We start from the raw sequence: 19,574 nt of genomic DNA on the forward strand, positions 1-19,574 counted from the left end.
TTCCTTTGAGAGCAAGAAAATTTGCCTCGATCAAATTTGACATTGTTGGAGAGTTTGATCCTGGCTCAGGACGAACGCTGGCGGCGTGCTTAACACATGCAAGTCGAACGATGAAGCCTTTCGGGGTGGATTAGTGGCGAACGGGTGAGTAACACGTGGGCAATCTGCCCTGTACTTTGGGATAAGCCTGGGAAACTGGGTCTAATACCGGATACGACTTTTGCGGGCATCCGTGGAAGTGGAAAGCTCCGGCGGTACGGGATGAGCCCGCGGCCTATCAGCTTGTTGGTGGGGTAATGGCCTACCAAGGCGACGACGGGTAGCCGGCCTGAGAGGGTGACCGGCCACACTGGGACTGAGACACGGCCCAGACTCCTACGGGAGGCAGCAGTGGGGAATATTGCACAATGGGCGCAAGCCTGATGCAGCGACGCCGCGTGAGGGATGACGGCCTTCGGGTTGTAAACCTCTTTCGCCAGGGACGAAGCGCAAGTGACGGTACCTGGATAAGAAGCACCGGCTAACTACGTGCCAGCAGCCGCGGTAATACGTAGGGTGCGAGCGTTGTCCGGAATTATTGGGCGTAAAGAGCTCGTAGGCGGTTTGTCGCGTCGTTCGTGAAAACTCCACGCTTAACGTGGAGCGTGCGGGCGATACGGGCAGACTTGAGTTCGGTAGGGGAGACTGGAATTCCTGGTGTAGCGGTGAAATGCGCAGATATCAGGAGGAACACCGGTGGCGAAGGCGGGTCTCTGGGCCGATACTGACGCTGAGGAGCGAAAGCGTGGGGAGCGAACAGGATTAGATACCCTGGTAGTCCACGCTGTAAACGTTGGGCGCTAGGTGTGGGCGACATCCACGTTGTCCGTGCCGTAGCTAACGCATTAAGCGCCCCGCCTGGGGAGTACGGCCGCAAGGCTAAAACTCAAAGGAATTGACGGGGGCCCGCACAAGCGGCGGAGCATGTGGATTAATTCGATGCAACGCGAAGAACCTTACCTGGGCTTGACATGCGCCAGACATCCCTAGAGATAGGGCTTCCCTTGTGGTTGGTGTACAGGTGGTGCATGGCTGTCGTCAGCTCGTGTCGTGAGATGTTGGGTTAAGTCCCGCAACGAGCGCAACCCTTATCCTACGTTGCCAGCGCGTTATGGCGGGGACTCGTGGGAGACTGCCGGGGTCAACTCGGAGGAAGGTGGGGATGACGTCAAGTCATCATGCCCCTTATGTCCAGGGCTTCACACATGCTACAATGGCTGGTACAGAGGGCTGCGATACCGCGAGGTGGAGCGAATCCCTTAAAGCCGGTCTCAGTTCGGATCGCAGTCTGCAACTCGACTGCGTGAAGTCGGAGTCGCTAGTAATCGCAGATCAGCAACGCTGCGGTGAATACGTTCCCGGGCCTTGTACACACCGCCCGTCACGTCATGAAAGTCGGTAACACCCGAAGCCCATGGCCCAACCCGCAAGGGGGGGAGTGGTCGAAGGTGGGACTGGCGATTGGGACGAAGTCGTAACAAGGTAGCCGTACCGGAAGGTGCGGCTGGATCACCTCCTTTCTAAGGAGCAACACATCCACCCCGCCGGGATACCCGGACCAACGGTTGGTGGAGTGGCCGGCACTCAACACCCGAACGTGGTGTTGTGCTGGTTGCTCAAGGAATTGTGGAACTACTGGTTAGGGTTCGCGACCGGGTTGCCGGCGAGGGCGAGTACTGCTCCGCAAGGAGCGTGGAAAGTGTTCCGCCGGGTCTGGTCAAGAATTGTTCACTGGCACGCTGTTGGGTCCTGAGGCAACACGCCAAGGGGCTGGACACAGTCCCGGGGACGTTTGTTTCTGGTGTGGTGTTTGAGAACTGTAGAGTGGATGCGAGCATCTTTGTGGTCAAGTTGTTAAGGGCACATGGTGGATGTCTTGGCTTCAGGAGCCGATGAAGGACGTGGGAGGCTGCGATATGCCTCGGGGAGCTGTCAACCGAGCTGTGATCCGAGGATTTCCGAATGGGGAAACCCAGCACCAGTTATGTGGTGTTACCCGCATCTGAATATATAGGGTGTGTGGAGGGAACGCGGGGAAGTGAAACATCTCAGTACCCGTAGGAAGAGAAAACAACCGTGATTCCGTGAGTAGTGGCGAGCGAAAGCGGAAGAGGCTAAACCATGCACATGTCAAGCTGTCAGGCGTTGTGTGTGTGGTGTTGTGGGACCCAGCGTCGAGGATCTGACAGTCCTCGGAATGATCGCGCGTGTTAGTGGAACGCCTTGGGATGGGCGACCGGAGTGGGTGAGAGTCCCGTACGCGAAAACACGTTGTGGATTGTTTGTTTGGTGTTCCCGAGTAGCAGCGAGCTCGTGGAATTTGCTGTGAATCTGCCGGGACCACCCGGTAAGCCTAAATACTTCCTGAAGACCGATAGCGGACTAGTACCGTGAGGGAAAGATGAAAAGTACCCCGGGAGGGGAGTGAAAGAGTACCTGAAACCGTGTGCCTACAAGCCGTCAGAGCCCGAGCACATCCTTGTGATGTTGAGGTGATGGCGTGCCTTTTGAAGAATGAGCCTGCGAGTTAGTGCTGCGTGGCGAGGTTAACCCGTGTGGGGTAGCCGTAGCGAAAGCGAGTCTGAATAGGGCGATTGAGTCGCGTGGTCTAGACCCGAAGCGGAGTGATCTACCCATGGCCAGGCTGAAGCGTCGGTAAGACGACGTGGAGGGCCGAACCCACTTAGGTTGAAAACTGAGGGGATGAGCTGTGGGTAGGGGTGAAAGGCCAATCAAACTCCGTGATAGCTGGTTCTCCCCGAAATGCATTTAGGTGCAGCGTCACATGTTTCACCACGGGGGTAGAGCTACTGGATGGTCTAGGGGCCTTACCGGGTTACCGAAATCAACCAAACTCCGAATACCGTGGTGTGAGAGTGTGGCAGTGAGACGGCGGGGGATAAGCTTCGTCGTCGAGAGGGAAACAGCCCAGAACACCAGCTAAGGCCCCTAAGTGTGTGCTCAGTGGGAAAGGATGTGGGATTGCCCAGACAACCAGGAGGTTGGCTTAGAAGCAGCCACCCTTGAAAGAGTGCGTAATAGCTCACTGGTCAAGTGGTCCTGCGCCGACAATGTAGCGGGGCTTAAGCACACCGCCGAAGCTGTGTCATTCATACATATACATCCATCACCTCCTTGAGAGTGTGATGCAGTGGTATGGATGGGTAGGGGAGCGTCCTGCATCCAGGGAAGCGGCGGCGGAAGCCAGTCGTGGAGGGTGTGGGAGTGAGAATGCAGGCATGAGTAGCGAATGCAGAGTGAGAAACTCTGCCGCCGGATGACCAAGGGTTCCTGGGCCAGGCTAATCCGCCCAGGGTAAGTCGGGACCTAAGGCGAGGCCGACAGGCGTAGTCGATGGATAACGGGTTGATATTCCCGTACCCGAGCACGTGCGCCCAGGATGAGGCGGTTGATACTAACCACCCAAAGCCTCGTGTTGAAGCCTTCGGGTGGATACGCGAGTGTGGAGCGTGGGATCTGATTCCGTAGTAGTCGAGTGATGGGGTGACGCAGGAAGGTAGCTCCGCCAGTGAGTGGTAGTACTGGTGTAAGCGTGTAGACCGAATGGTAGGCAAATCCGCCATTCATATAGGTTGAGACGTGATGCGTAGCCGATTGAGGTGAAGTAGAGTGATCCTATGCTGCCGAGAAAAGCCTCTAGCGAGTGCGTGCACGGCCCGTACCCCAAACCAACACAGGTGGTCAGGTAGAGAATACTAAGGCGATCGGGTGAACTGTGGTTAAGGAACTCGGCAAAATGCCCCCGTAACTTCGGGAGAAGGGGGGCCAAACACTCTGAAGCCCTTCGCGGGCTAGGGGTGGGTGGCCGCAGAGACCAGCGGAAAGCGACTGTTTACTAAAAACACAGGTCCATGCGAAGTCGCAAGACGATGTATATGGACTGACGCCTGCCCGGTGCTGGAACGTTAAGAGGACCGGTTAACCTTTCGGGGTGAAGCTGAGAATTTAAGCGCCAGTAAACGGCGGTGGTAACTATAACCATCCTAAGGTAGCGAAATTCCTTGTCGGGTAAGTTCCGACCTGCACGAATGGCGTAACGACTTTCCGGCTGTCTCAACCACAGGCCCGGCGAAATTGCACTACGAGTAAAGATGCTCGTTACGCGCGGCAGGACGGAAAGACCCCGGGACCTTTACTATAGTTTGGTATTGGTTTTCGGTTCGGCTTGTGTAGGATAGGTGGGAGACTGTGAAGCTGGCACGCTAGTGTTGGTGGAGTCGTTGTTGAAATACCACTCTGGTCGGATTGGGAATCTGAACCTCGGACCATGATCTGGTTCAGGGACAGTGCCTGATGGGTAGTTTAACTGGGGCGGTTGCCTCCTAAAGAGTAACGGAGGCGCCCAAAGGTTCCCTCAGCCTGGTTGGCAATCAGGTGTTGAGTGCAAGTGCACAAGGGAGCTTGACTGTGAGACAGACATGTCGAGCAGGGACGAAAGTCGGGACTAGTGATCCGGCACCACCTGGTGGAAGGGGTGTCGCTCAACGGATAAAAGGTACCCCGGGGATAACAGGCTGATCTTGCCCAAGAGTCCATATCGACGGCATGGTTTGGCACCTCGATGTCGGCTCGTCGCATCCTGGGGCCGGAGTAGGTCCCAAGGGTTGGGCTGTTCGCCCATTAAAGCGGCACGCGAGCTGGGTTTAGAACGTCGTGAGACAGTTCGGTCCCTATCCGCCGCGCGCGTAGGATACTTGAGGAAGGCTGTCCCTAGTACGAGAGGACCGGGACGGACGAACCTCTGGTATGCCAGTTGTCACGCCAGTGGCATGGCTGGTTGGCCACGTTCGGAAGGGATAACCGCTGAAGGCATCTAAGCGGGAAGCCTGTTCCAAGATGAGGTATCCCACCCCTTGTGGGTTAAGGCCCCCAACAGACCATTGGGTTGATAGGCCAGAAATGGAAGCACAGTAATGTGTTGTCGAGTTGACTGGTACTAATAGGCCGAGGACTTGCCCACAAAGATGTTACGCATCCACTCTACAGCTCTGAAACACCACACAACCCCCTCTTCTGTGAGGTTGTGGGGGAGTGTTTCATAGTGTTTCGGTGGTTATAGCGTCAGGGAAACGCCCGGTCCCATTCCGAACCCGGAAGCTAAGCCTGACAGCGCCGATGGTACTGCAACCGAAGGGTTGTGGGAGAGTAGGACACCGCCGGACTAACTTCAGGACAGGGTCCTGACCAGGGTCGAGAACCCCAACAGGTTCTCCCCGGTCAGGGCCCTGTCTCTTTTCATGTCCAGGCACGGACTAGAATGGTCCGTTGGCCCGCCTCGTGGTGGGCGTATGTCGAAACTTTTCAATAGTGGCAGGAGGCCAGGTGTCCGAGTTCGGTCGACGTGACTCAGATGATGGCGCGTCCGGCCGGTCGGGTCGCCGGGACGACAGTCCCCGCGGAGGCCGGTCTGGCGCGCAGCGAGGTGACCGGCGCGGTTCCGCCGGCGGCAGGCAGGACCGGGGCGGCCGCGACGGCGGCTACCAGGGCCGCCCTCGTCGTGACGACCGCGGTGCCCGCGGTTCCGGCAGCTATCCCGCGCGCAGCGGCGAAGGCTCCCGCGACCAGCGCTCCGGCGGCCGGTTCGGCGGCCAGGGCCGCGACGAGAACCGCTCTCGCTACAACAACGACGACCGTCGTGGCCCCGGCGGCGGCGACCGTCGTGACGACCGATCCGGCGGCCGGGACAACCGGGGCGGCTACCGCGGCGGCGACAGTCGTGGCGACAACCGTGGCGGCTACCGCTCGGACAGCCGTAGTGGCAGTGACCGTGGTGGCTACCGGTCCGACAACCGCGACAGCCGGGACAACCGGGGCGGTGACGATCGCGGCGGCTACCGGTCCGACAACCGGGGCGGCGACCGCGGCGGATACCGCTCGTCCGACAGCCGTCCCGAGCGTCGCTACGACAACCGTTCGGACAGCCGCTCGGACAACCGTTCCGAGGGCCGCTACGAGAAGCGCTCCGACAGCCGCCCGGCCCGTTCCGGCTACGGCTCGGACAACCGCGGCCGGTCCGACGACCGCCCCTCCGGCAACCGCTACGAAGGACGCCCTCAGGGCAAGTCCTATGGCGACCGCGACAGCCGCGACAATCGTGGCGGCGACGACCGTCGTCCGTCCTATCGCGACCGTGACGATCGCGGCGGCTCCCGTTCCGGCGGGTACAACGGCGACCGGCGCGGCTCGGGCTCGTCCTCGGGCGACCGTCGTCCCAGCGGTGGTGGCTACGAGCGCAAGTCCTACGGCGACCGCGACAACCGCGGAGACCGTCGCCCTTCCGGCGACCGTCCGGAGAAGCGGTACGACGACCGGCGCGGCGACTCCCGTGGCGGCGAAGGCCGGTTCGAGCGCAAGCGCGACGACCGTCCCCAGCGTGACCGTTCCGAGGGCCGCAAGGACTTCCGTTCCTCGCCGCGCACCGACGACAGGCCGGTCGACGACGAGACCTTGGCGCGTGAGCTGCTCGAGGCTCCGGAACTGCCCGAGGGCATCGAGTTCTCCGATCTGGACGAAGAGGTCCGCCGGGAGCTCCGCACCCTGCCCAAGGCGCTCGCGGAGACCGTCGGAAAGCACCTCGTAGCGGCCGGCGGCCTCGTCGACGAAGACCCCGAAGCCGCCATGGAGCACGCCAAGTACGCGAAGGCCAAGGCGTCACGGGTCCCGATCGTCCGTGAGGCGCTCGGCCTGGTCGCCTACCACGCGGGCAACTGGTCCGAGGCGCTGTCGGAGCTGCGGGCCGTCCGCCGGATGACCCGGACCGACGACCACATCGCGATCATCGCCGACGCCGAGCGCGCCATCGGCCGCCCGGAGCGGGCGCTCGACCTCGCGAAGGAGGTCGACAAGGAGCGTCTGTCCAAGGCGACCCAGATCGAGCTCGCGATCGTCGCCGCCGGCGCCCGGCGCGACCTCGGTCAGCTGGACGCGGCCGTCGTCTCCCTGCAGAGCGACGACCTCAAGGCGGAGAAGCGCGACCCGTGGAGCGCCCGCCTGTTCTACGCCTACGCCGACAACCTCGCCGCGGCCGACCGCAAGGACGAGGCGATCCGCTGGTTCCTGAACGCGGCGGAGGCCGACGAGGAGGACGAGACCGACGCCGCCGAGCGCGCCGCGGAGCTCACGAATGGCTGACGCCCTGTCGGCCGGGTACGACGCGGTCCTGTTCGACCTCGACGGCACGGTCTATCACGGCAGCAAGGTGGTCCCGGGCGCACCGGAAGCGCTTCGGGCGCTCCGGGACCACGGCACGGCCGTCCGGTGGGTGACCAACAACGCCTCCAAGGCGCCCGCGGAGGTCTCCGCGCACCTGGAGGCACTCGGACTGCCCGCCACCCCCGAAGAGGTCCACACGAGCTCTCAGGCCGCCGCCGCCCTGCTGGTTGAGCGGCTGCCTCAGGGCGCGGTGGTCCTCGTCGTGGGCACGGACTCGCTGGCCGCTCAGATCGAGTCGGTCGGCCTCCGGACGGTCCGGGAAGCCGGTCCGGACGTGGCCGCCGTGGTCCAGGGGCATTCCCCGGAGAACACCTGGGCCGCTCTCGCGGAGGCGTGCCTCGCCATCCGCGCGGGCGCGCTCTGGGTGGCGACCAACGTCGACGCGACCCTGCCGAGCGAACGCGGTCTGCTGCCGGGCAACGGGTCGATGGTGGCCGCGTTGCGCCATGCCACCGGCGCCGAACCGCTGGTGGCGGGCAAGCCGGCGCCGGGACTGTTCACGACGGCGGCGCGGGACGCGGGCGCGGAGCGTGCCCTCGTCGTGGGCGACCGCCTGGACACGGACATCGAGGGCGCGGTCGCGGCCGGGATCGACGCACTCTGCGTCCTGACCGGCGTCGCCGACGCGGCGTCCCTGATCGCGGCGAGGCCCGAGGAGCGTCCGCGCTACCTCGCGGCGGACCTGTCCGGGCTGAGCAGCCGGGCGGAACTGCTCGAGATCGGGCCCAAGGACGGCTGGCGCGTCACCGCACAGGGTGACGTGCTCGAAGCCGATGGTGAAGGCGACTCCCTCGACCTGCTGCGCGCGTTGTGCGCGGCGGCCTGGGAGTCGGGGATCACCGAGGTCCGTGGTGTGGGCGACACCGCCCGCGCCGCGCTCGGTGAGCTGCGCCTCGGCTGACCAGCGCTGCTAACTTGGTGGGGTGCAAGACCACTTCCACCCCGTTCCGCGACCCCCGGTTCCCGGCCCGCCGCCGGTGCCGGGACCGCCGCCGGACCAGTTCGCGCAGCAGGACACGGATCCCCGGGCCGGGATCGACGAAGCCGTGGCGGGTCTCGACGACCTCGCGGCGCTTCCGCTTTCGGAGCACGTCGACCGTTTCGAGGCCGTGCACACCGAGCTGACGGTGGCGCTGTCCACCATCGACAAGGTCTGACCGCGTGCCCAAACGCGCCCGCCTGGACGCGGAGCTCGTCCGGCGGGGTCTCGCCCGGTCCCGGGAGCAGGCGTCGGCGCTGATCGCCGAGGGCAAGGTCACCGTGCGCGGGATGGTGGCCACCAAACCCGCGACCGGGGTCGAGTCCGGCGCGCCGATCGTGGTGCGCGACGGTGACGACCCCGGCTGGGCCTCCCGCGGCGCGCACAAACTCCTCGGCGCGCTCGAAGCCTTCACCCCGCAAGGTCTGTCCACCGAAGGAAAGCGCTGCCTCGACGCGGGCGCCTCGACCGGCGGCTTCACCGACGTCCTGCTGCGCAACGGCGCCGCCACCGTGATCGCGGCCGACGTCGGCCGCGGCCTGCTGGACTGGCGGCTGCGCACCGACGACCGTGTGGTCGTCCTCGACAAGACGAACGTCCGCAACCTGACCCCGGAAGACCTCGGCGGGCAGGTCGACCTCGTGGTCGGGGATCTCTCGTTCATCTCGCTCAAACTCGTGCTGCCCGCGCTGGCCGCCTGCGCGCGGGACGGCGCGGATCTGGTGCCGATGGTGAAACCGCAGTTCGAGGTCGGCAAGGACCGGCTCGGCAGCGGCGGCGTCGTCCGTGACCCGGAGCTGCGGGCCGAATCGGTGCTCGCCGTGCTCGCCGAGGCCGAGAAGCTGGACCTGAGCCTGCGCGGCGTCGTCGCGAGCCCGCTTCCCGGGCCGTCGGGGAACGTCGAATACTTCGTCTGGCTTACCCGCGGGGCGGGGGAGACCGCCGGCACCGACGCCGAGCGGCTCGTCCGGACCGCAGTCCTGGAGGGACCCCAATGAGCGATCGCGAGGTGCTGCTCGTCGTGCACCCGGACCGGGACGCGACCCGGGACGCGGCACGCGAGGTGTCGGCCCGGTTCGCCAAGGCCGGTGTGCGGCTGCGGGTACTCGACGAGGACGTCCGCGAGATGCTGGAGGCGGACGGCGGGATCGGCGCGCCCTGCACGGTCATGGCGCCGGAACAGGATCCGGCCGCCGGCACCGAGCTGGTGTTCGTGCTCGGCGGCGACGGCACGCTGCTGCGGGCCGCGGAACTGGCCAGGCCGAACGGCGTCCCGGTGCTCGGCGTGAACCTCGGCCGCGTCGGCTTCCTGGCCGAGGCCGATTCGGACAAGCTCGCCGACACCGTCCAGCGGGCCGTCGACGGCGACTACCAGGTCGAAGAACGGATGACCGTCGACGTCGTCGTCACCGTCGACGGCGAAGAGACCGTCAACACGTGGGCGCTCAACGAGGCCAGTGTCGAGAAGAGCTCGCGCGAGCGGGTGCTGGACGCGCTCATCGAGGTCGACGGAAGGCCTGTGTCCTCCTTCGGCTGCGACGGCGTCCTGTGCGCCACTCCGACCGGCTCGACGGCGTACGCGTTCTCCGCGGGCGGGCCGATCATCTGGCCGGACGTCCAGGCCCTGCTGGTGGTCCCGAGCAACGCGCACGCGATGTTCTCGCGGCCGCTGGTCGTCTCGCGGGACTCGGAGATCACCGTCGCCATCGATCCCGACGGTTCGCCCGCGGTCCTGACCTGCGACGGATCGCGGACCTTCGATCTTCCGGCCGGCGCGGCCGTGCGGGTCACCTGCGGCCGGGTGCCGGTGCGGCTGATCCGGTTGTGGGAAGGCCCGTTCACCGACCGGCTGGTGCACAAGTTCTCGTTGCCGATCAAGGGCTGGCGGGAACGACACGCCCGCTGACGGATGTCAGGAAAGGGCCGTTCAGGACAATTTCCGTCTTGAACGGCCCTTTCATGACGTGCCGGGTGCGGGAATGGTCGGGGTGGGCCGCTACGGTGGGCGTCGTGCTGGCCGAGATGCGCATCCAGGGCCTCGGAGTCATCGAGGACGCCCTGCTGGAACTGCACGCGGGCTTCACCGTGGTCACCGGTGAGACGGGTGCGGGCAAGACGATGGTCGTCAGCGGGTTGCACCTGCTCTCCGGCGGCCGAGCCGAAGTGTCCAAGGTGCGGACGGGAATGCTGAAGGCCTTCGTGGAAGGCCGATTCGAGCTGGGCGGTGCCGAGGGCGCCACCCGGATCGTCACCGACGCCGGGGCGGAGGTCGACGAGGACGGCAGCGTCATCGCGCTGCGCGCGGTCTCGGTCGACGGCCGGTCCCGTGCCCACCTCGGCGGCCGTTCGGTGCCGGTCGGTGTGCTGGCCGACCTGTCCGAGCAGTTGATCGCCGTCCACGGGCAGAACGATCAGCTGCGGCTGCTGCGGCCCGCCGAGCAGCGCGCGGTGATCGACCGGTTCGCCGGTGAGGCCGTCACCGAGCCGCTCGAGCAGTACCGTGCGGTCCGGGACGAATGGCTCGCCGTCGTCGCCGAACTGACCGAACGCTCCACCCGCTCCCGCGAGATGGCCCAGCAGGCCGACCTGTTGCGCCACGGGCTCACCGAGATCGACGCCGTCAAGCCGGAACCCGGCGAGGACACCGAGCTCACCGAGCAGATCAAGCGGCTCGCCGCGGTCGACGAACTGCGGTCCGCGGCGAGCGCCGCGCAGGCCGCCGTCTCGGGTTCGCCCGACGGCGACCCGGACGCGCCCGGCGCGGTCGGGCTGATCGGTGAGGCGAGCCGCCACCTGACCGGCTCCGAGGACGCCGTCCTGCGTGAGCTCGGTCCCCGGCTGGACGAGGCCTCGGTGCTGTTGTCCGAAGTGGGCGCCGAGCTGGGCAGCTACCTCGAAACGCTCGACGCCGATCCCGCGTTGCTGGAAAAGGTGCTCGCGCGCCAGGCCGATCTGAAGCGGCTCACCCGCAAATACGCGGCGGACGTGGACGGTGTGCTCGCCTGGGCCGACGACGCCCGTCGCCGGATGTCCACGATGGACACCTCCGAGGAGGCGCTGGCCGAGCTGGCCAAGCGCCGCGACGAACTCGCCGTCACGCTGGCCGAACACGCCCTCACGCTGTCGGAGGCGCGCGTCGAGGCCGCCGCCGAGCTCGCCGAGGCGATCACCGCCGAGATGTCCGGGCTCGCCATGGGACAGGCCGAGATCGAGATCACCGTCGAGCGGCGCACCGTCGACGAGAGCGACGCGCATGCCGTGAAGGTCGGCGGCAGGCTCGTGCACGCCGGGCCCGACGGCGTCGACGACGTCGAGTTGCTGCTGCGGGCGCACAACGGCGCCCCGCCGCTCCCGGTGCACAAGGCCGCTTCCGGCGGTGAGCTTTCCCGCGTGATGCTGGCGATCGAGGTCGTCCTCGCGCACGCGGACACCGTGCAGACACTGGTGTTCGACGAGGTCGACGCCGGGGTCGGCGGCCGCGCGGCGGTCGAGATCGGCAGGCGGCTCGCGCGGCTGGCGCGCAGTCATCAGGTCCTGGTGGTCACGCACCTGCCGCAGGTGGCCGCGTTCGCCGATCAGCATCTGGTGGTGGACAAGGGCACCAGCGGCGGAGTGACCCGCAGCGGGGTGCGCGTGCTCGAACAGTCGGAGCGCGTCGTCGAGCTCGCGCGCATGCTCGCCGGGATGGAGAGCACCGAAACCGGCCGGGCGCACGCGGAAGAACTGCTCGCCGTCGCCGAGGCCGACAAGAGTGCGCCGGACAAGCCCAAAGCCCGTCGCGGCGGGAAGCGGAAGAAGGCGAAGTAGTGCCTGTCGCGACCGGGTAGCCCGATCCGGTGTGGGTTAATCGGCGTGTTTCCATCGGCGTGGCGGACACGGAAGCCCGCGCGGATTTGTCACTATCGGTCGCATGAAGCTCACCGGCTTGCTCTCGCGTAACCAAGAGACCCTCCCCGGGATCACCGGCGTCGCCAGGGTCGACAGGCGTACGCGTGAGCTGCTCCGCCGGCTGAGCCCTGGCGACATCGTCGTCCTCGACCAGCTCGACCTCGACCGGTCGACGGCCGATGCCTTGGTGGAGGCCGAAGTCGCGGCGGTGGTGAACGCCTCGCCGTCGATCTCCGGCCGGTTCCCCAACCTGGGCCCGGAGATCCTGCTCGAGGCCGGGATCCCGCTGGTCGATTCGGTCGGCGGCGAACTGCTGCGCAAGGTCAAGGACGGCACGAAACTCCGTCTGCACGAGGGCGTCGTCTACATCGGAGAGCGGCAGCTCGGCTCGGGTGTCCAGCAGACGCGGGAAAGCGTCGCGGACCAGATGATCGAGGCCAAGGCCGGGATGTCCACCCAGCTCGAGGCGTTCTCCGCGAACACGATCGAATTCCTCCGCCGGGAACGCAGCCTCATCCTCGACGGCGTCGGCGTCCCGGAGATCCGTGTCCCGCTGCGGGATCGGCACGCCCTGGTGGTCGCGGGCGGCAACGGGCACGCCGAAGACCTCAAGAAGCTGAAGAAGTACATCTCCGAGCACGCGGTGCTGATCGGCGTCGACGCCGGAGCGGACACCTTGCGCGCGCAGGGTTATCAGCCGGACGTCATCGTCGGCGACCCGCACGGGATCGGCGCCGAGACGCTGCGCAGCGGTGGCGAGGTCGTGGTCCCGGCGCAGCCGGACGGGCACGCGCCCGGTGTCGAGCGCATCCAGGACCTCGGAATCGGCGCGGTCACCTTCCCCGCGACGGGCAACGCCGAGGATCTGGCGCTGCTGCTGGCCGACGCGCACGAGGCGAGCCTGGTGGTCACCGTCGGATTCCAGGCGACACTGCGGGAATTCCTCGACCACGGCCGGTCCGGGTCGAATCCGTCGACGTTCCTCACCAGGCTCAAGCTCGGCACGAAACTGGTCGACGGCAAGGCGGTCGCGACCCTGCACCGCAGCCGGGTGTCCATCGGCGCCATCGTCCTGCTGGTCGTCGCGACCTTGGTGGCCGTCGCGGCCGCGCTGCTGGTGTCCGATGTGGGTTCGGTGTACCTCGACTGGATCCGCGACACCTGGAACTCGTTCATCGCCTGGGGCAAGGGACTCTTCACGTGATTTCACTGCGGTACCACATCGTTTCCATCGCCGCCTGCTTCCTGGCGCTCGCCATCGGCGTGGTGCTCGGGTCGACGGCGCTGAACGGTTCCCTGCTTTCGGGTCTCGCCAGCCAGAAGGAGGATCTGGGTTCCCAGGTCGCGGATCTGGAGGCACAGCGCAATTCGCTCAACGCCAGGCTCGGCGACGCGGACGCGTTCGCCGGCGCGATGGGGCCGAAGGTCGTCGCGGGGCAGCTGGACAAGCGTTCGGTGGTGCTGGTGACCACCGAGGACGCGAAGCCCGCGGACCGCGACGCGCTCAAGCAGCTCGTGGGTCAGGCCGGCGCCTCGGTCACCGGTGAGATCCAGCTGACCGAGGCGTTCTCCGACCCGATGCGGTCGGACCAGCTGCGTGACGTCGTGTCGCGTCTGCAGCCGGCCGGTGTCCAGTTCCCGACCGCGGGCGACCCGGGCACCCTCGCGGGCGCGCTGATCGGCTCCGTGGCGTTGCTGAACAAGGACAACGCGCAGCCGCAGTCCACCCCGGTGGAGCTGGCGGCCGCGCTCGGCGGGCTCACCGACGGCGGTTTCCTCAAGACCGGCGGGGACGTGAAGCCCGCGCAGCTCGCGATCGTGCTCACCGGTTCCAAGTACACCGGCGACGGCGCCGGTGACCGTGCCTCGACCGTCGCGCGGTTCGCCGCGCAGCTCGACCGTTCCGGTGCGGGCACCGTCCTGGCGGGCGACGCGGGATCCGCCGACGGCACCGGCGCGATCGGCGTCGTCCGCGCCGACACCTCCTCGACCTCCATCCTGTCCACTGTGGACAACGCGGAGACCGCGGCGGGCCGGGTCACCACGATCATGGCACTGCGGGAGCAGCTCGAAGGCGGCGCCGGGCGCTACGGCATCGCGGGCAACGCCCAGGCTCCCGCCCCCGGGATCGCCGCCGCCGGCAATTGACCCGCTCGCATTTAGAGGACTAAATGCGGGGCCAGAGGCGGGTTTTCGGGAGTGGACGGGCGTAGGAACCGGCCCGGCTGGTCTTGAGGTTCAGCGCCACCAGGGATTCCGCCAGGCGGACGGCGGCGGCGACGCCGTCGATCACCGGGATGTCCAGCATCGCCGAGATACGGCGATCGAGGCCGGTCATCCCGGCGCAGCCGAGGACGAGGACCTCCGCGCCCGCGTCGCGAGCGCGCCGTCCGGCGGTCAGCAAGGCCGATTCCGTCCGGCGTTCGTCGGTCAGTTCGAGGACGCCGAGCCCCGCACCGAGGACGCCGACACAGTTCTGCGCGACGCCCGCGGCGTGCAGGCTGTCCTCGATGAGCCCGCACGTCCGGTCCAATGTGGTCACGACGCCGTAGCGTCTTCCCAGCAGACAGGCCAGATGCGCGGCGGCCTCGGTGATGTCGACGACCGGGACGTCGAGCAGTTCCCTGGCGCCTTCCCGTCCGTGCTCGCCGAAACCGGCCATCACGAGCGCGTCGAAGGGCTCGTCCAGCCCGTTGAGAAGGTCGAGGACGGCCGCGGCGCTCAGGAAGCTGTCCAGCCAGCCCTCGGCGGATTCCGGACCCCACAACGGTGTTCTGGCCAGGATCTCGGTACCGGGGCTCGCGGCGGCGCGGGCGCCCGCCTCGATCTCCTTGGTCATCGCCTCGGTGGTGTTGCAGTTGGTGACCAGGATCCGCATCACGCGACCCGCTGCTTGCGCGACACCGCGAAGTAGAGGGCCGCGGCGGAAGCGGTGCCGATGAACCACGAGTACGGCGCGGCGGGGGCGAAGAACGGCACCAGCGCGATGATCGCGGACAGCGCCGCCGTGGGCAGGAAGGTGACCATCGCGCGCGGGTTGAAGCCGCGTTTGTAGTGGTACGGCGAATCGGGTCCGGCCACGAACAGTTTGTCCACGTCGATCCGGCCGCGTTTCACCAGGTAGTAGTCCACGATCATGATGCCGAACAGCGGACCGAGGAAGGCCCCGAGGCCGCCGAGGAAGTAGTTGACCACCGCGGGCGAGGAGTACAGCTTCCACGGCAGCACGCACAACGCCGCGACCGCGCTGATCATCCCGCCGATGGTGAAGGTGATCCGTTTCGGCCAGATGTTGGCCAGGTCGTAGGCGGGGGAGACGAAGTTCGCGACGATGTTCACGCCCATGGTGGCGATCGCGAAGGTCAGCGCGCCGATGATCAGCACGGGCGTGTTGTCGATGCGGGCCAGCAGTTCGGCGGGGTCGGTGATGGCCTCGCCGAACACCTGCAGACTGCCGGCGGTCACCAGCACCGACAGCAGCGCGAACGCCGTCGAGTTGATCGGCAGGCCCCAGAAGTTCCCGCGCCGCACCGTTTTCTGGTTCGGGGCGAACCGGGAGAAGTCGCAGAAGTTGAGCATCAGGGTGCCGTAGATGGACAGGATCAGCCCGACGGCGCCGAACCATTGCCGCACTTGCTCCCCTGTGGACAGTGCCTTCGGGTTGCTGGTCAAGGAGATGTTCCAGTCGGCCGCGGCCAGCACCCACACGGCGAGCGCGATCATCACCACCCAGATACCCGGACCGCACCAGTCCTGGAACTTGCGCACGGCCTCCATGCCGCGGGTGAGCACGAGCGCCTGCGCGAGCCACAACGCGATGAAGCAGATCCAGCCGAGCGCGTGCAGGCCGAGGAAACCGACCTCTGTCAACGGTTTCAGTCCCGGATCGATCGCGAGCACGAGCAGCGTGATGGCCACGGAAGCGAGATAGGTCTGGATGCCGTACCAGAAGATCGCGATGATCGCGCGGATCAGCGCGGGCAGGTTCGCGCCGAAGGTCCCGAAGCTGATGCGGGCGACGACGGGGAAGGGGACGCCCGTCTTCTGGCCGATCCGGCCCATCAGGTTCATGCCGAAGTAGATGAGCACGAAACCGGTCAGCAGGGCGGTGAACACCTGCCACGCCGAAAGCCCGAGGACGAACAGGCCCGCGGCGAAGGTGTAGTTGCCGAGGTTGTGCACGTCCGACATCCACAGCGCGAAGATGTCGTAGACCTTCCAGCGGCGTTCTTTCGCCGGCGCGAGATCTTCGTTCCAGAGCCGGGGATCGGCGTTCTCGGTGGTAGGCGCTTCGGACCGGGTTGCTGGGGCGGCGGTCATGCGGGCCTCCGATCGACGGGGAGTCCGGTCGATTTGGTATCCCAAAATTTGGCATCCCAAATATCACCCCGCGGTGGCCCGTCGTCAAGGTTTCTGCCGATAAACTCGGGTTACGAGCTGTTACGGCAGTGTTGAAGAGGGGGTCAGGTGGCCGAGGAAGGACAGCGTCAGCCGCTGGCCGCGACCCGGCAGCGGGTCCGCGACGAGCTGCGTGAACGTATCCTCGCCGGACGGCTGAAGCCGGGGGACAGGCTGGTCGAACGCGAACTCGCCGAGGATCTCGGCGTCTCGCGCGTGCCGGTGCGCGAAGCCATCCGCAGCCTGGAGGCCGAAGGATTCCTCGCCGTCCAGTCGCCCCGCCGGATCGTCGTGCGCCAGCTGGCCAAGGCCGACGTCGAGGAGCTCTTCGACGTCCGTGAGGCGCTCGAAGGACTCGCCGCCGGGCTGGCCGCCGAACGGGCGGGCAAGGCCGAACTCCGCGCGCTCGAACGGCTGCTCACCGACGCCGCCCGCGCGACCGAGAGCGGCGACCCGGCCCGGATCACCCAGCTCAACACCCGCTTCCACGACCAGATCGTCGCGCTCGCGGGCAACGGCCTGCTGCACGAGATCCTCCGCCCGCTCGAGGGCAGGCTGCGCTGGCTGACCAGCCAGAACGAGCACTGGGGCGAACTGCTCGACGAGCACCGCCGCCTCTACGACGCGATCGCTTCAGGGGACGCCGACCGCGCGCGGGCCCATGCCGTCGAGCATGTGCGGGTCAACCGCGAAGTGACGTTGAAGACGCTGTTCCCCGAGGATGGCGGAGAACGCTCCGCGGGCTGAATCGGACATGTCAGACTCGCGGACATGATCACCGACGAACAACGGGCCGCCCGCACCGCGCGGGCGGTGGCCGCCGCGGTCTCTGCGGGACGCGACCTGGGTATCACCGTCACCGAACCCGAGGTCCTGTACGACGTTTTCTCCGTCATCGTGCGGCTGGCGCCTTCGCCGGTCGTCGTGCGGGTGCCGACCGTGCTGCCGCGCACGACGACACCGGAGACGCAGCTGACCGATCAGCGGCGTGAGCTCGCCGTCGCCGGTTGGCTCGGCGAGAAGGGGCTTCCGGTCGTCAAGCCGAGCCCGCTCGCGCCGGCGGAACCGGTGCAGCGCGACGGTTTCTCGATGACCTTCTGGGAACTGATCGAGTTCGTCGAGGACGCGAACCTCGCCGTGGAGCACTCGGCCGAGCTCGTCGCGAAACTGCACGCGACGCTCCGCGACTATCCCGGCGAGCTGGCGTTCCTGAACGGGCTCGACCCGTTCATCCCCGACGGTCTCGCGCAGCTCGAAGGCAGGCCCGACCTGCTCGACGCGGCCGACCTCGACCGCGCGCGCCGCGAATGGGAGGTCTTCCGGCCGCTGCTGGAATCGGAGGAGGCCTTCGCCAAGGCGTTCCCGAACGCCACCGTGCAACCGGTCCACGGCGACTCGCCGGGCTACAACCTGATCGTCACCACCGAAGGCGAGCTGTACTCCGACTTCGAATTGGTCAACCGTGGCCCGATCGAACGCGACCTCGCCTTCAACGGACCCGAAGGCATCGCGGCCTACAACGCCGCCGCCGTCGAACTCGGTCTGCGCGAGGTCGACGAAGACGTGCTGCGGACCTTCGAGGCGCTGGGCCTGCTTCAGGTGATCGCGTGCCTGTCGATGGCGCCCGAACTGCCGATGCTGGTCGACGGCATGAAACCGATGATCGATCAGTGGCGGGCGACGCCGTTCGCCGGCGGGCTCGCTTAGCCGAGCATCGAGGTCCAGGCCTCGGCGAATCCGGGGAAGGTCTTCCCGACCGTCCCCGGGTTCTCCACCTCGACGCCCTCGACCTTCAGCCCGAGCACCGCGGCCGCCATCACCAGCCGGTGATCGTCGTAGGTATGGAACTTCCCGCCGTGCAGCGGCGCCGGCGTGATCCGCAGGCCGTCCTCGGTTTCGCGGACGTCGGCGCCGAGCGACGACAGTTCGGTGGCGAGCGCGGTCAGCCGGTCGGTCTCGTGGCCGCGCAGATGCGCCACCCCCGAGATGACCGACGGCCCTTCGGCGAGGCACAGCAGCGCCGCGATCACCGGCGTCAGCTCGCCGACGTCGTGCAGATCCAGTTCGACGCCGGGGATCGTGCCGCCGCCGGTGACCGTCAGGCCACCCGCGTCGAGTTCGGCGGTGGCGCCCAAGACGGGCGCCAGGCTGCGCAGCCAGTCCCCGGGCTGGGTCGTCCGCTGCGGCCAGCCCGCGATCCGCACCGTGCCGCCGGTCGCGATCGCGGCGGCGACGAACGGCGCCGCCGTCGAGAGGTCCGGCTCGACGATGTACTCGGGGCAGGAGAGCCGTGTCGGGGCGACGTGGAACTCGGTGCCCTCGCGGTCCACAGTGGCCCCGAACCGGCGCAGCATCTCGACCGTCATCGCGATATGCGGTTCGCTCGGCACCTGGCCGCCCACGAGGCGCACGGTGACACCCTGCTGGAACGACGGCCCGGCGAGCAGCAGCGCGGACAGGAACTGGCTCGACGCCGAGGAGTCCAGATCGACCCTGCCGCCCCGCAGACCGCCTTCGCCGTGGACGGTGAAGGGCGGCGCCTCGCGGCGGTCGTCGTCGATACGGGCGCCGAGGTCGCGCAGCGCCTTCAGCAGCGGCCCGATCGGACGGCGGCGGATGGCCTCGTCGCCGTCGAACAGTGCCGGGCCGGTACCCAGCGCGGCGAGCGCGGGGGTGAACCGGGCGACCGTGCCCGCGTTGCCGAGTTCCACCCGGACGGTCTCGTCGGGATGGACACGGCCGGGGCCGAGCGGGTGCACGAGGTAGCCGCCGATGCTGCCCTGCGAGTGGGCGCCGAGGGCGTAGATGGCGCCGAGCATGAGGCGCGCGTCCCGGGAGTCGAGCGGGGTCCGCACCCGTGTCGGCGCGCTGGCGAGCGCGGCGAGGACGTAGGCCCGGTTGGTGATCGACTTCGAACCGGGGACGCGGATGTCCGCGTCGAGCGGGCCTTCCGCGACCGGTGCGGTCCAGGTGTCGTGCGCGTCTGTCACGCCGCGAGGGTAGCGGTTTTCCACTCCATCGGACGCTTGCGGCGTGG

At 67.0% G+C, this 19,574-nt stretch carries 13 protein-coding genes and 3 rRNA genes; 13 read left to right on the top strand and 3 right to left on the bottom strand.

Annotated features, from left to right (window positions below; translation table 11 throughout):
• Nucleotides 1-42: 42 nt before the first annotated feature.
• From AJAP_RS14100 to AJAP_RS14150, 11 genes are all read left to right on the top strand, one after another.
• Nucleotides 43-1,559: ribosomal RNA gene (locus AJAP_RS14100) — 16S ribosomal RNA — on the top strand.
• 324 nt (nucleotides 1,560-1,883) lie between these two features.
• Nucleotides 1,884-5,020, top strand: a 23S ribosomal RNA gene (locus AJAP_RS14105).
• A gap of 85 nt (nucleotides 5,021-5,105) precedes the next feature.
• Nucleotides 5,106-5,222 (top strand): 5S ribosomal RNA (gene rrf, locus AJAP_RS14110).
• Together the 16S, 23S and 5S rRNA genes form the textbook arrangement of a ribosomal RNA operon.
• 160 nt (nucleotides 5,223-5,382) lie before the next feature.
• Nucleotides 5,383-7,191, top strand: coding sequence for a hypothetical protein (locus tag AJAP_RS14115; protein WP_038511531.1), 1,809 nt, complete (start codon nucleotides 5,383-5,385; stop codon nucleotides 7,189-7,191).
• Nucleotides 7,184-8,173: an HAD-IIA family hydrolase gene (locus tag AJAP_RS14120; protein ID WP_038511533.1), complete on the top strand. Its 990-nt coding sequence runs from the start codon at nucleotides 7,184-7,186 to the stop codon at nucleotides 8,171-8,173. Before AJAP_RS14115 ends, AJAP_RS14120 begins: the two co-directional genes overlap by 8 nt.
• Before the next feature lie 76 nt (nucleotides 8,174-8,249).
• On the top strand, nucleotides 8,250-8,429 hold the full coding sequence (locus tag AJAP_RS14125; RefSeq protein WP_038511536.1) for a hypothetical protein: 180 nt from the start codon (nucleotides 8,250-8,252) through the stop codon (nucleotides 8,427-8,429).
• Between the two features lie 4 nt (nucleotides 8,430-8,433).
• The gene (locus AJAP_RS14130) at nucleotides 8,434-9,249 is read left to right on the top strand and encodes a TlyA family RNA methyltransferase (protein ID WP_038511538.1); all 816 of its coding nucleotides are present in this window, start codon (nucleotides 8,434-8,436) and stop codon (nucleotides 9,247-9,249) included.
• Nucleotides 9,246-10,157, top strand: coding sequence for an NAD kinase (locus AJAP_RS14135; protein WP_037303235.1), 912 nt, complete (start codon nucleotides 9,246-9,248; stop codon nucleotides 10,155-10,157). The genes AJAP_RS14130 and AJAP_RS14135 overlap by 4 nt, the downstream gene beginning before the upstream one ends.
• 104 nt (nucleotides 10,158-10,261) lie before the next feature.
• Nucleotides 10,262-12,058 (top strand): DNA repair protein RecN, encoded by a 1,797-nt coding sequence (gene recN, locus AJAP_RS14140; RefSeq protein ID WP_038523010.1) that lies wholly within the window; start codon nucleotides 10,262-10,264, stop codon nucleotides 12,056-12,058.
• 103 nt (nucleotides 12,059-12,161) lie between these two features.
• On the top strand, nucleotides 12,162-13,343 hold the full coding sequence (steA, locus tag AJAP_RS14145; protein WP_038511541.1) for a putative cytokinetic ring protein SteA: 1,182 nt from the start codon (nucleotides 12,162-12,164) through the stop codon (nucleotides 13,341-13,343).
• Entirely contained in the window at nucleotides 13,340-14,287 is a 948-nt protein-coding gene (locus tag AJAP_RS14150) for a copper transporter (RefSeq protein WP_037348119.1), read from the top strand. The genes steA and AJAP_RS14150 overlap by 4 nt, the downstream gene beginning before the upstream one ends.
• Before the next feature lie 19 nt (nucleotides 14,288-14,306).
• Here the strand turns inward: AJAP_RS14150 and AJAP_RS14155 are convergent, their stop codons facing one another.
• Nucleotides 14,307-15,017 carry an aspartate/glutamate racemase family protein gene (locus AJAP_RS14155; protein ID WP_037348121.1) on the bottom strand — a complete coding sequence of 237 codons (711 nt, stop codon included), beginning with the start codon at nucleotides 15,015-15,017 and terminating at the stop codon, nucleotides 14,307-14,309.
• Entirely contained in the window at nucleotides 15,017-16,459 is a 1,443-nt protein-coding gene (locus AJAP_RS14160) for an NCS1 family nucleobase:cation symporter-1 (protein WP_038511544.1), read from the bottom strand. Before AJAP_RS14160 ends, AJAP_RS14155 begins: the two co-directional genes overlap by 1 nt.
• Nucleotides 16,460-16,606: 147 nt before the next feature.
• Between AJAP_RS14160 and AJAP_RS14165 the strand changes: the two genes are divergently transcribed.
• Together AJAP_RS14165 and AJAP_RS14170 are read left to right on the top strand one after the other, a co-directional pair.
• The gene (locus tag AJAP_RS14165; RefSeq protein WP_038511546.1) at nucleotides 16,607-17,284 is read left to right on the top strand and encodes a GntR family transcriptional regulator; all 678 of its coding nucleotides are present in this window, start codon (nucleotides 16,607-16,609) and stop codon (nucleotides 17,282-17,284) included.
• A gap of 24 nt (nucleotides 17,285-17,308) precedes the next feature.
• On the top strand, nucleotides 17,309-18,244 hold the full coding sequence (locus tag AJAP_RS14170) for an aminoglycoside phosphotransferase/kinase family protein (protein WP_038511548.1): 936 nt from the start codon (nucleotides 17,309-17,311) through the stop codon (nucleotides 18,242-18,244).
• Here the strand turns inward: AJAP_RS14170 and aroA are convergent.
• Nucleotides 18,241-19,527: a 3-phosphoshikimate 1-carboxyvinyltransferase gene (gene aroA, locus AJAP_RS14175; protein ID WP_037348127.1), complete on the bottom strand. Its 1,287-nt coding sequence runs from the start codon at nucleotides 19,525-19,527 to the stop codon at nucleotides 18,241-18,243. The two genes, AJAP_RS14170 and aroA, sit on opposite strands and share 4 nt — an antisense overlap.
• Nucleotides 19,528-19,574: the final 47 nt, after the last annotated feature.

It is taken from the genome of Amycolatopsis japonica (genome assembly GCF_000732925.1).
Lineage (GTDB): Bacteria > Actinomycetota > Actinomycetes > Mycobacteriales > Pseudonocardiaceae > Amycolatopsis > Amycolatopsis japonica.

Excerpts from the sequence above, each read along its gene's own strand:
- AJAP_RS14160 (WP_038511544.1), bottom strand. The coding sequence starts at position 16,459 with ATGACCGCCGCCCCAGCAACCCGGTCCGAAGCGCCTACCACCGAGAAC.
- AJAP_RS14170 (WP_038511548.1), top strand. The coding sequence starts at position 17,309 with ATGATCACCGACGAACAACGGGCCGCCCGCACCGCGCGGGCGGTGGCC.
- steA (WP_038511541.1), top strand. The coding sequence starts at position 12,162 with ATGAAGCTCACCGGCTTGCTCTCGCGTAACCAAGAGACCCTCCCCGGG.
- AJAP_RS14135 (WP_037303235.1), top strand. The coding sequence starts at position 9,246 with ATGAGCGATCGCGAGGTGCTGCTCGTCGTGCACCCGGACCGGGACGCG.
- AJAP_RS14155 (WP_037348121.1), bottom strand. The coding sequence starts at position 15,017 with ATGCGGATCCTGGTCACCAACTGCAACACCACCGAGGCGATGACCAAG.
- AJAP_RS14120 (WP_038511533.1), top strand. The coding sequence starts at position 7,184 with ATGGCTGACGCCCTGTCGGCCGGGTACGACGCGGTCCTGTTCGACCTC.